Raw genomic sequence first — 11,653 nt, forward strand, 5'->3', positions numbered from 1 at the left:
GAACGCGATTACCTGTGGGAGCGGGCTTGCCCGCGATGGCGCCCGCTCAGGCGACGCTAGGCCCGAAACTGCCCCAGGCTGGCCTTCAACTGCGCCGCCAACCCATCCAGCACCTTGCCACTGGCCGTGGTTTCCACCACCGCCTGCGCCGCACGCTCGGCCTGGGCGTGGATCACCTCGACCCGCCCACGCACCGCATGCGCGCCCTGCGCCTGGTGCTCGGCAGCCCGGGTCGCCAGGCCAATCGCCGCGTGCACCTGCTCTACCGAGGCCTGCACCGTTTGCTGCAGGCGCACGCTGTCACGCAGCACCAGCAGACCTTCGCTGGCCTGGCGCCCGGCCTTGCCGATGGTTTCGACCGCCTCGCGCGCGCCTTGCTGCAACGCCACAATGTGCGCCTGGATATCACCGGTGGAGCTTTGGGTTTTACTCGCCAGCGCCCGCACTTCGTCCGCCACCACCGCAAAACCGCGCCCGGTCTCGCCGGCACGCGCTGCTTCGATGGCCGCATTCAGGGCCAGCAGGTTGGTCTGCTCGGCAATCCCGTGGATCACCGTCAGCACCACTTCAATCTGCTCGCTTTGCTGGGCCAGGCGCTCGATCACCTTGGAACCGGCCTGCACCTGGCCTGCCAGTGCTTCGATCAAACTGCCGACCTCAGCCGAGGTCCGCGAATTTTCATCGGTGGCCTGGCGGATATCCACCACCTGCTGCAACGCGGCCTGCATGGCGTGACTTTCAGCCTGGGCCTCGTCGGCCATTTGCGACAGCGCCCGCAGGCTTTCGGCCACCTCGTCGCGCTGCAAGCCCGCCGCCGCATCAGCACCAGCATTGCGTAGGGTCATCGCGCCGATTTCCACACCAGTACGCTGGGCCACATCGCCCGCCTCGCGCACGATGGGCTGCAACTTATCCACAAACCGATTGACCGCCGAAGCCATGGCGCCGATTTCGTCCTGGCTGTTGATCTGCACACGCTTGGTCAGGTCGCCCTCGCCAGCGGCCAAGTCATCCATGGCGGCAATCAGCAGCTTCAGGCGATTGACCACCCGCCGCCCCAGCACCACGGCAATCAGCAACAGCACGCCCAGGCCAACCACCGCCAGGCCCAGGCCAATCCGCCAGCGCAGGGCCTGCGCGGCCTCTTGTACGGCGCTTGAGGTGTTAGCCGTCATTTGCGTGGCCGTGGCCTGCGCCGACTGCAAGCGTGCGCCCATGGCCGCTGCGCTGTCAGCCGCCGCGCCCTTGAGGCTATCGCCCACCAATTGACCGCCACTGGCGATCAGCGCGATGAAACGCTGGTCCAGCGCCGCCAGATCCGCCTCGACCGCAACGGTGGAAACCCCCATGAGCACCTTGCCGATCTCCACGCCATTGGGGCTGATCGATGCCTCAACGTAATACACCGACGGGTCGTTTTTCGCGGCATTCAACACTTTATCCAGCGCGCGGTCGCCTTCGCCTTTCTCCAACAGCGCCTTATTGATCGGGTTTTCCCGGTTCAGATAACGGGTCAGGTGCTGGCCCGTGGCATCGTCGTACACCACAAACAGCACGTTGGGGTTGCGCTGGGCGCGTCGGGCGAACTCGGACAACGCCGGGACATCACTGTCCCACATGGCACGCGGCGCAACCGAGGCCAGCAACTGCGCCATGTCATTGGCAGAGTCCTTCAGGTCCTTTTCCAGGGTTGCACGCAGTTGCTGCTGCTCTTGCTTGAGGCGCGCAGAAAGCCCGGCCGTCAGGCGGTCGCTGGTGCTGGTCGACAGGCTGTCCAGGCTGGATGTCACTTCCTTGCCCGCCTGGGCCAATTCGCCCGACAGTTTCTGGCTGTCCACGCCCAGGCGCTTGCCCAAATCGGCTTCCAGGGCCGTGACTGTGCTCCGGGTCAGGGCGACCGCCACCAGCACTTGCACCAAAAGAGCGATACCAAGGGTAACGAACACCGGCCGCAACAGCCGGCTTTGTAACAATGAGAGAACGGCAGACATCGGGAATCCCTCCACCACGGGTGCCATTAAATTGATAGCACCGCGAAAGAGAGAAACATAGCAAGGGTCGTGCCGTGCGCAAGGCAGAAACGACAAAGGGCCCCCGAAGGGACCCTTTGCTTTTTACATCAACAGCTTATTAAGCGAACGGATGACGCAGAACGATGGTCTCGTTGCGGTCCGGGCCGGTCGAAATAATGTCGATCGGCGCGCCAATCAGCTCTTCAACGCGCTTGATGTACGCACGGGCGTTAGCGGGCAGTTCTTCCAGGGTCTTGGCACCCACGGTCGATTCGGTCCAGCCTGGTACTTCTTCGTACACAGGCTGCAGGCCGACGTAGCTGTCAGCGTCGGTCGGGGCCACATCATTACCTTCTGCGTCTTTGTAGCCGATGCAGATGTTGATGGTTTCCAGGCCGTCGAGCACGTCCAGCTTGGTCAGGCAGATGCCCGAGATGCTGTTCACATCGATAGCGCGACGCAGGATAACGGCGTCAAACCAGCCACAACGACGGGCACGGCCGGTAGTGGCGCCGAACTCGTGGCCTTGCTTGGCCAGGTGCGCACCGACGTCGTCAAACAGCTCAGTCGGGAATGGGCCCGAACCTACGCGTGTGGTGTAGGCCTTGGTGATGCCCAGGATGTAGTCCAGGAACATCGGGCCGACGCCCGAACCCGTCGCAACGCCGCCAGCGGTGGTGTTGGAGCTGGTCACGTACGGGTAGGTACCGTGGTCGATGTCCAGCAACGAACCCTGGGCGCCTTCGAACATGATGTCTTTGCCGGCGCGACGCAGGTCGTGCAGCTCTGCAGTCACGTCCAGCATCAGCGGCTTGAGCAGTTCAGCGTACTCTTTGCACTCAGCCAGGGTCTTGTCGAATTCAATGGCTGGCTCTTTGTAGTAACCAACCAGCATGAAGTTGTGGTAATCCACCAGTTCACGCAGCTTGTCTTCAAAGCGCGGCATGTTGAGCAGGTCGCCCACACGCAGGCCACGACGTGCAACCTTGTCTTCGTAGGCCGGGCCGATGCCGCGACCGGTAGTACCGATCTTCAGCTCGCCACGGGCCTTTTCACGGGCCTGGTCCAGCGCAACGTGGAAGGACAGGATCAGCGGGCAGGACGGGCTGATACGCAGGCGCTCGCGCACCGGTACGCCTTTCTCTTCCAGCTTGGTGATCTCGCGCAGCAGGGCGTCAGGTGCAACCACCACGCCGTTGCCGATCAGGCACTGCACGCCTTCGCGCAGGACGCCCGACGGGATCAGGTGCAAGACGGTTTTTTCGCCATCGATGACCAGGGTGTGGCCAGCGTTGTGACCACCTTGGTAGCGCACTACGGCGGCAGCATGTTCGGTCAGCAGATCAACGATCTTGCCTTTGCCCTCATCACCCCATTGGGTGCCCAGGACTACGACATTCTTACCCATAACACTTGTCCTCATTCGCGCAAACTTGGTGCCGGCATTGGCCGGCAGGAAAACTCAAGAAGCCAGTGGCGATACTTGCCAAAGCCCGTTCTGCTGAATCAATTGCCGGTCGCAGTCCGCTTCACGGGCGGCGGCCAATGGCTGCCCAGGCAAGGCCTGGACGACACGCTGACCCTCACTGCGCAACTGGCAGACCTGCTGCCAGAGTGCCGCGTCCGTACTGTCTGGCATCCAGATACCGCCAGACGGTAGCTCGACTTCAGCACGCCCCAGGGTCACCAGGGTTTTCAAATCGGTAGAAAAGCCAGTCGCCGGACGGGCACGACCGAAGTCGGCGCCGATATCGTCATAACGACCGCCCTGGGCGATGGCTTGGCCAACACCCGGAACAAACACGGCGAACACCACACCGGTGTGGTAGTGGTAGCCGCGCAGCTCACCCAGGTCAAAATACAGCGGCAGTTGCGGGAAGCGCGCCGACAACTGCTCGGCAATCGCCAGCACGTCGTCCAGAGCCGCCAACACCGGGGCCGGTGCGTTGGCCAGGCGATCACGGGCAGCGGTCAGCACTTCGCGACCACCACACAGGCCCACCAGCGCACGCAGCATGCCGGCGAGATCCTCAGGCACGCCTTCGGTCAGGGCGATCACTTCGTCGATGGCCTTGCGTTGCAGGGCATCGAACAACTGTTGCTCAACTTCGCCAGACAAACCGGCCGCACGGGCCAGGCCACGGTAGATACCGACATGCCCCAGGTCCATGTGCACATCCGGCACGTCAGCCAGTTGCAGCATCGCCAGCATCAGGCTGATGACTTCGACGTCGCTGCTCGGGCTCGCATCGCCGTACAACTCGGCGCCCAGCTGGATCGGGCTACGGGACGATGACAGGGCGCGCGGTTGCGCGTGCAGCACGCTGCCGGCATAGCACAGGCGGCTCGGCCCTTCACGGCGCAGGGTATGCGCATCGATGCGCGCCACTTGCGGCGTGATGTCGGCGCGAAAGCCCATTTGCCGGCCCGATTGCGGGTCGATGACCTTGAAGGTGCGCAGATCCAGGTCCTGGCCCGCGCCGGTCAGCAGGGATTCCAGGTACTCGATATGGGGAGTCACGACAAACTCGTAACCCCAGCTCTGGAACAGATCCAACACCTGGCGACGCGCGACTTCAATACGCGCAGCCTCTGGTGGCAGTACTTCTTCGATGCCATCTGGCAGCAGCCAGCGGTCTACCGTTGCCATTACGCCATTCCCCTATGACCCGGCCTGCCCTTGGGCGAGCCTTGAGTGAAGCAGAAAATACCCGGCCCCTGCATAAACCACGCGCAAGAGCGACGTGACGAATGGCCTGTAAACGGCCTCGTCGGGCACTTTCCTCGAAAAACCTGTCACGCCTGCAGCGTAAAACAGCAATCAAACATGCAGACGCAAAAAAGCCGGGAATTTCCCGGCTGCCGCATCATACACCCGTTTTCCGAAAGGATCACCCCGCCAAGCGTTTTAGCCGCCCGACGGAGTGGGTCCAGACAGTCAGCGGGTTACTTGGACTTTTCCAGGTAGCGGAAGAAATCGCTACTTGGGTCCAGCACCATGACGTCGGTTTTGTTCGCAAAGCTTTCACGGTAGGCACGCAGGCTACGGTAGAACGCGTAGAACTCCTGGTCCTGGCCATAAGCCTTGGCGTAGATCGATGCGGCTTGAGCATCACCGTCACCGCGAGCCTCTTCAGACTCACGATAGGCTTCTGCCAACAGTACGCGACGCTGACGGTCGGCATCCGCACGGATACCTTCAGCCAGTTCGTTACCCTTGGCGCGGTGCTCACGAGCCTCACGCTCACGCTCGGTGCTCATCCGCTCGAACACGCTGCGGTTCACTTCCTTGGGCAGGTCAATGGCCTTGACCCGGACATCGACAACTTCGATGCCCAGCTCTTTTTCAGCCATGGTGTTCAACGAACGCGTGATGTCAGCCATCAGCGCATCACGTTCACCGGATACCACCTCGTGCAGGGTGCGCTTACCAAACTGGTCGCGCAGGCCCGATTCCAGACGACGGGACAAACGCTCGTCGGCAATCTGCTTGAGGCCGGAAGTCGCGGTGTAGAAACGCTCGGCATCCTTGACGCGCCACTTGGCGTAGGCGTCAACCATTACGGCTTTCTTTTCCAGGGTCAGGAAACGCTGTGTCGGTGCATCCAGGGTCATCAGGCGGGCGTCGAACTTGCGCACCTGGTTGACGTAGGGGACTTTCACATGCAGGCCCGGCTGGACATCCGCCTGGACCACACGCCCGAATTGCAGCAGCACCGCGCGCTCGGTCTGAGCCACGATGTAGAAGCAGTTCCAGGCAGCGATGACCACGACGACGCCCACAATCAGGGCGGTCAGCGATTTATTGCTCATCAACGACTCTCCCTGGAACGTGTTTGCTGTTGCTGCAGGTCAGCGGCCGCACGGGCGCTCGCTTCGTTGGCAGCGGCAGTCGAACTGGCGGAAGACGAAGTACTGCCGGCACTACGACCACCTTCGATCATCTTGTCCAGCGGCAGGTACAGCAGGTTGTTCTGCCCACCCTTGTTGCCGGTCACGAGAACCTTGCTGGTGTTGGTGAAGACTTCCTGCATGGTGTCCAGGTACAGACGCTCGCGGGTGACTTCCGGTGCCTTGCGGTACTCGGCCACCAGCTTGGTGAAGCGGTCGGCCTCACCCTTGGCGCGGGACACGACTTCGTCGCGGTAACCGTTGGCATCTTCAAGGATGCGCTGGGCCTGACCACGGGCTTCCGGCACGACGCCGTTGGCGTAGGTTTCAGCCTGGTTGCGCGAACGCTGCTCGTCTTCACGGGCACGGATCACGTCATCGAAGGCTTCCTGCACTTCACGCGGTGCAGCTGCGCTCTGTACGTTGACCTGGGTAACGGTGATACCGGTGCGATAGGTATCGAGGAACCGTTGCAGGCGCTCCTTGATCTCGCTGGCCATCAGTTCACGGCCTTCGGTCAGCACCTGGTCCATCGCAGTGGAACCCACTACGTGGCGCAGGGCGCTTTCGGTCGCGTGCTGCAAGCTGATTTCCGGCTGGTCGACGTTAAGCACGAAGTCCTGCAGGTTGCTGATCTTGTACTGCACGGTCAGCGGCACTTCGACGATATTCTCGTCTTCGGTCAGCATCTGGCCCTGCTTGGTGTAGGCACGCTCACGCGTGACGTTCTCCATGTACTTCTTGTCGATCGGCGGGAAGTAGATGTTCAGGCCGGGGCCGACAGTCTCGTAGTACTTGCCAAAGCGCAGCACCACGGCTTGCTCCTGCTCGTCGACTACATAGACCGCGCTGTACAGCCAGACAGCCGCCAGCGCCACGAGGCCGAGGCCAAGCAGGCCGTAGCCGCCGCCCTTGCCTGTGCGACCGCCGTCGTCACCACCACGTTTTTTTCCACCACCGAACAACCCATTCAGGCTTTCCTGCAGCTTTCGGAAGGCCTCGTCGAGATCTGGTGGCCCCTTGCGGTCGCCATTATTGCGGCGTTTACCACCCCAAGGATCCTGATTATTCGAGTTGCCACCCGGCTCATTCCAAGCCATAGCGCTCTCCATCTGATAAAGCAAAGACGCACCCACGGCGCGCCGACCAATGCTACAGAATGCCTGCCACAGCGGCACAACCGCTTTCTCAGGCTTTTATTGCAAAGTGTGTTGTTCGAGGAACTCCGTCGGTACAACGCCCTCACGACTCACCAGTCGATTGAGCTCCGAACGGGGCAAACGAACAGCCAGCAGGCTGACACCTTCTTCGTCGTGTTCTTCTTTCTGTACGGCGCCCAACTCGAAAAATTGAGCACGCAGTCGAGCAAAACGCTGCGGCAAGCGCAAGGTACCGACGAACAAATCGCCGCCCAGCAACTCTGCGATCGCCTGTTCAAGCAGTTCCAGGCCGCTACCGTCCCGCGCCGAGAGCCAGACCCGCTGGGGCCTGCCGTTTTCGTCGCGCTGGATCTGCGGCTCTACACCCTCGAGCAAATCGAGTTTGTTATAGACCTCGAGGATCGGCAAGTCTTGGGCACCAATCTCACCCAGCACTACCATGACCTGCTCGATCTGCAACATCCGGTCAGGCTCGGCCGCATCGATGACGTGCAGCAGCAGGTCGGAGTTGCTCGACTCTTCGAGCGTAGACCGGAATGCCTCGACCAGCTTGTGCGGCAAGTGGCGGATGAAGCCCACGGTGTCGGCCAGCACAATCGGCCCCAGGTCGTCGAGTTCCAGACGGCGCAAGGTCGGGTCGAGGGTCGCGAACAACTGGTCTGCCGCGTACACGTCCGACTTGGTCACGTTGTTGAACAACGTGGATTTACCGGCGTTGGTGTAGCCCACCAGGGACACGGTAGGGATATCCGCACGGGTACGCCCACGGCGTGATTGCTCGCGCTGGCTGCGTACTTTTTCCAGGCGGCCCTTGATCTGGCGCAGGCGCACCCGCAGCAGACGCCGGTCGGTTTCAAGTTGGGTTTCACCCGGGCCACGCATGCCGATACCACCACCCTGACGCTCAAGGTGAGTCCAGCCACGAACCAAGCGGGTGCTCATGTGGTCAAGCTGGGCCAGTTCGACCTGGAGCTTGCCTTCATGGGTACGGGCGCGCTGGGCGAAAATATCGAGAATCAGACCGGTGCGGTCAATCACGCGACACTCGAAGACACGTTCGAGGTTACGTTCCTGACTGGGCGTGAGGATGTGATTGAAGATCACCAGATCGGCTTCTTCGGCATGGACCAGGTCGCGTAGTTCCTCGACCTTGCCGCTGCCAATCAGAAATTTGGCGGTTGGCCGATGACGCGGCACGTTAAAAAACGCGACGGTCTCGGCGCCGGCCGAATTTGCCAGCTCCTGAAACTCCTGCGGATCTTCGCGCGCCTCAGGGTCCTGTCCATCCAAGTGAACGAGGATCACTCGCTCACCACCACCGTGGCGCTCAAAGAACAAAGGAGACTCCTATCAGGCGTTACCTGGCTCAGCGTCACCCTGTTCGGATTCGGTTGCGCTAGGCAGACGAATTGGACGAACCGGCACTACTGTCGAGATAGCGTGTTTGTAGACCATCTGGCTTACGGTGTTTTTCAGCAGGATCACGAACTGGTCGAAAGACTCGATCGTACCTTGCAGCTTGATGCCGTTGACCAGATAGATGGAAACCCCAACTTTCTCTTTACGTAAAGTATTCAAGTAAGGGTCTTGTAGCGAATGCCCTTTTGACATGTGCCGCACTCCTTTAAGGATCAATAATAAAAAATCGGAAAAATAGATAGTTTGTAGCCGTCACACCCCCAAGGATAGACGGCAATTGCAAGGACTCAGCTCAATATGGAGACCGTTCCCAAGTATTTCAAGGCGCGTGACAGATTGTCGCAATCCAGACTGTCCAGCCAATGCAAGTCAGTCCAGCTGCGCAGCCAAGTGAACTGGCGCTTTGCCAATTGGCGCGTGGCAATAATGCCGCGCTCCTGCATTTCGGCTGACGTCAGCTTGCCATCCAGATGATCCCAGACTTGGCGGTAGCCTACAGCACGTATCGAAGGCAATCCCGGATGCAGATCACCTCTTGAACGCAGTGCTACGACCTCTTCCACGAACCCCTGTTCCAACATAATTGTGAATCTTTGTGCAATTCGCTCATGCAGCACCTGACGATTCGCCGGAGCGATGGCCAGATTGGCGACAGTATAGGGCAATTGTCCCGGTCCAGAGGTGCCTGCGTCAGTACTTTGCGCAGATTGTCTGAGGCGATGGGCCGTCATTGTCTGGCCACTCACGCGCCAGACTTCCAGGGCCCGGCTCAGGCGCTGGGGGTCATTGGGGTGAATGCGCGCGGCAGACACCGGGTCAATCGCCGCCAATTGCTCGTGCAGGGCCTGCCAGCCAAGGCGCGCAGCCTGTTCTTCGATCTCGGCGCGCACCTGTGGATCGGCGGGCGGCATGTCTGCCAGGCCTTCCTGTAGAGCCTTGTAATAGAGCATCGTGCCGCCCACCAGCAGCGGGATATTGCCCCGCGCGGTGATCTCAGCCATGGCGGCGAGGGCATCGGTACGAAAATCCGCCGCCGAGTAGCTTTGCGACGGATCGATAATGTCGATCAGACGATGGGGATGGGCAGCCAATAGCTCTTTGGACGGTTTGGCGGTGCCGATATCCATGCCTCGATAAACCAGGGCCGAATCGACGCTGATCAACTCACAGGGCAGGACCTTGGTCAGCTCGATCGCCAAGTCGGTCTTGCCGGCCGCTGTCGGGCCCATCAGGAAGATGGCGGGAGGTAGGGCGCTCATCAGCGACCGCGCAGGAATAGTTTGTCCAGATCATCCAGGCCCATCTGGGTCCAGGTCGGTCGGCCGTGGTTGCACTGGCCACTGCGCTCGGTGTTTTCCATGTCCCGCAGCAGGCCGTTCATTTCCGGCAGGGCCAGGCGCCGGTTGGCGCGGATCGCGCCGTGGCAGGCCATGGTGCCGAGCAGTTCGTTGATATGTGCCTGGATCCGGTCACTGGTGCCGTACTCCATCAGGTCCGCCAGCACGTCAGCCACCAGCCGGTTAGCCTCAGCCTGCTTGAGCAAGGCGGGAATCTGCCGGATAGCCAGGGTTTCCGGGCCCAGTCGCTGCAATTCAAAGCCCAGTTTCTGGAACACCGCGAGGTGCTCCTCGGCGCAATCGGCTTCACGCTGGCTGACGGCCAGGGACTCTGGCACCAGCAATGGCTGGCCGCTCAGGCCTTCGCTGGCCATGGCGATCTTCAGGCGCTCGTACATGATCCGCTCGTGGGCCGCGTGCATGTCCACCAGCACCAGGCCGTGGGCGTTTTCGGCGAGGATATAGATGCCCTTGAGCTGAGCCAGGGCATAACCGAGCGGCGGGATATCACCGCCACCTTCCGGCAGGACCACCGCGCCCGGCTCGGCACCAGGCAGCGGCGCAAAAAATTCGCGATAGGCCGCCTGGGCCTCGGCCACTGGCACCGCCGATTGCGGGCGCGGGGTGTATTGATATTGATAGCCCGCCCCCGCGCCGGAACCCGCCGCCGGGTAGCTTGGCTGGGATTGCGGCGCTTGCAGCAGGTTGGCCGCCAGGCTCATTTCGCCCTGGGGCCCGAATTCACCGGCCTCAGGTCCCGTCGGGCGGACGATGGCGGTGACTATCGGCGCCGCCAGTTGATCATCCGGACGCACATCGCCCAAGGCACGGTGCAAGGTGCCATAGAGGAAATCGTGGACCATGCGCCCGTCACGGAAGCGCACCTCATGCTTGGTCGGGTGCACGTTGACGTCGACTACTGCCGGGTCCACTTCAAAAAACAGTACGAAGGTCGGATGCCGGCCATTGAACAGCACGTCGCGATAGGCCTGGCGCACCGCGTGGGCCACCAGTTTGTCGCGCACTGCACGACCATTCACAAAAAAATACTGCAAGTCGGCCTGGCTGCGGGAGAACGTCGGCAGGCCGACCCAACCCCACAAATGCAGGCCATTGCGCTCGATTTCAATCGGCAGCGCCTGCTCCAGGAACCCAGCACCACAGATCGCCGACACGCGCCGGGCGCGGGCGGCATCGTCGTTGGCCTCGTGCAGGCTAAGGATGGTCTTGCCGTTGTGGCGCAGATGGAAAGCCACGTCGAAACGGGCCAGGGCCAGGCGTTTGATGACTTCTTGCAGGTGATCGAATTCGGTTTTTTCGGCCTTGAGGAATTTGCGCCGTGCCGGAGTATTGAAGAACAGGTCGCGCACTTCCACCGAGGTGCCTACCGGATGGGCCGCCGGCTGGACCCGAGGGGCCATGTCGCGACCCTCGGTCTCGACCTGCCAGGCTTGATCGGCGCCGCGGGTGCGGGAAGTCAGGGTCAGGCGCGCCACGGAGCTGATCGACGCCAGGGCCTCACCGCGAAAGCCCAGGCTCATCACCCGCTCAAGGTCTTCCAGGTCACGGATCTTGCTGGTGGCATGGCGTGCCAGCGCCAGCGGCAGGTCGTCGGAGGAGATCCCGCTGCCGTCGTCACGCACCCGCAGCAACTTGACTCCGCCCTGCTCCACGTCCACGTCAATGCGCTTGGCGCCGGAGTCGAGGCTGTTTTCCAGCAACTCCTTGATCACCGAGGCCGGACGCTCAACCACCTCGCCGGCGGCGATCTGGTTGGCCAGCCGTGGGCTGAGCAGTTCGATGCGCGAAGCGCTGTTCAATACCGATTCGCTCA

At 61.6% G+C, this 11,653-nt stretch carries 9 protein-coding genes; all 9 read right to left on the bottom strand.

All coding sequences use genetic code 11. The features are described 5' to 3' along the window. Window positions 1-56: 56 nt before the first annotated feature. The 9 genes from HBO11_RS20965 to mutL all read right to left on the bottom strand — a co-directional run bounded on the left by HBO11_RS20965 (window position 57) and on the right by mutL (window position 11,639). Window positions 57-1,991 carry a methyl-accepting chemotaxis protein gene (locus HBO11_RS20965; RefSeq protein WP_169952207.1) on the bottom strand — a complete coding sequence of 645 codons (1,935 nt, stop codon included), beginning with the start codon at window positions 1,989-1,991 and terminating at the stop codon, window positions 57-59. Between the two features lie 139 nt (window positions 1,992-2,130). After that, complete coding sequence (locus HBO11_RS20970; protein WP_169952210.1) at window positions 2,131-3,420, bottom strand: adenylosuccinate synthase; 1,290 nt, start codon at window positions 3,418-3,420, stop codon at window positions 2,131-2,133. A gap of 54 nt (window positions 3,421-3,474) precedes the next feature. Then, complete coding sequence (locus HBO11_RS20975) at window positions 3,475-4,662, bottom strand: ATP phosphoribosyltransferase regulatory subunit (RefSeq protein WP_169952212.1); 1,188 nt, start codon at window positions 4,660-4,662, stop codon at window positions 3,475-3,477. A gap of 296 nt (window positions 4,663-4,958) precedes the next feature. Next, window positions 4,959-5,825: a protease modulator HflC gene (gene hflC / locus HBO11_RS20980; protein ID WP_017849753.1), complete on the bottom strand. Its 867-nt coding sequence runs from the start codon at window positions 5,823-5,825 to the stop codon at window positions 4,959-4,961. Next, complete coding sequence (hflK, locus tag HBO11_RS20985; RefSeq protein WP_115127254.1) at window positions 5,825-7,003, bottom strand: FtsH protease activity modulator HflK; 1,179 nt, start codon at window positions 7,001-7,003, stop codon at window positions 5,825-5,827. The genes hflC and hflK overlap by 1 nt, the downstream gene beginning before the upstream one ends. A gap of 96 nt (window positions 7,004-7,099) precedes the next feature. After that, complete coding sequence (gene hflX / locus HBO11_RS20990) at window positions 7,100-8,401, bottom strand: ribosome rescue GTPase HflX (protein ID WP_029299582.1); 1,302 nt, start codon at window positions 8,399-8,401, stop codon at window positions 7,100-7,102. A gap of 12 nt (window positions 8,402-8,413) precedes the next feature. Further along, on the bottom strand, window positions 8,414-8,674 hold the full coding sequence (hfq, locus tag HBO11_RS20995; RefSeq protein ID WP_010221594.1) for an RNA chaperone Hfq: 261 nt from the start codon (window positions 8,672-8,674) through the stop codon (window positions 8,414-8,416). Between the two features lie 95 nt (window positions 8,675-8,769). Continuing rightward, the gene (gene miaA, locus HBO11_RS21000; RefSeq protein ID WP_169952214.1) at window positions 8,770-9,741 is read right to left on the bottom strand and encodes a tRNA (adenosine(37)-N6)-dimethylallyltransferase MiaA; all 972 of its coding nucleotides are present in this window, start codon (window positions 9,739-9,741) and stop codon (window positions 8,770-8,772) included. Beyond that, window positions 9,741-11,639, bottom strand: a complete 1,899-nt coding sequence (gene mutL / locus HBO11_RS21005; protein WP_170058996.1) for a DNA mismatch repair endonuclease MutL — start codon at window positions 11,637-11,639, stop codon at window positions 9,741-9,743. Before mutL ends, miaA begins: the two co-directional genes overlap by 1 nt. Window positions 11,640-11,653: the final 14 nt, after the last annotated feature.

Origin of the sequence: Pseudomonas sp. WS 5010 (assembly GCF_012985565.1) — a bacterium.
Classification (GTDB): domain Bacteria; phylum Pseudomonadota; class Gammaproteobacteria; order Pseudomonadales; family Pseudomonadaceae; genus Aquipseudomonas.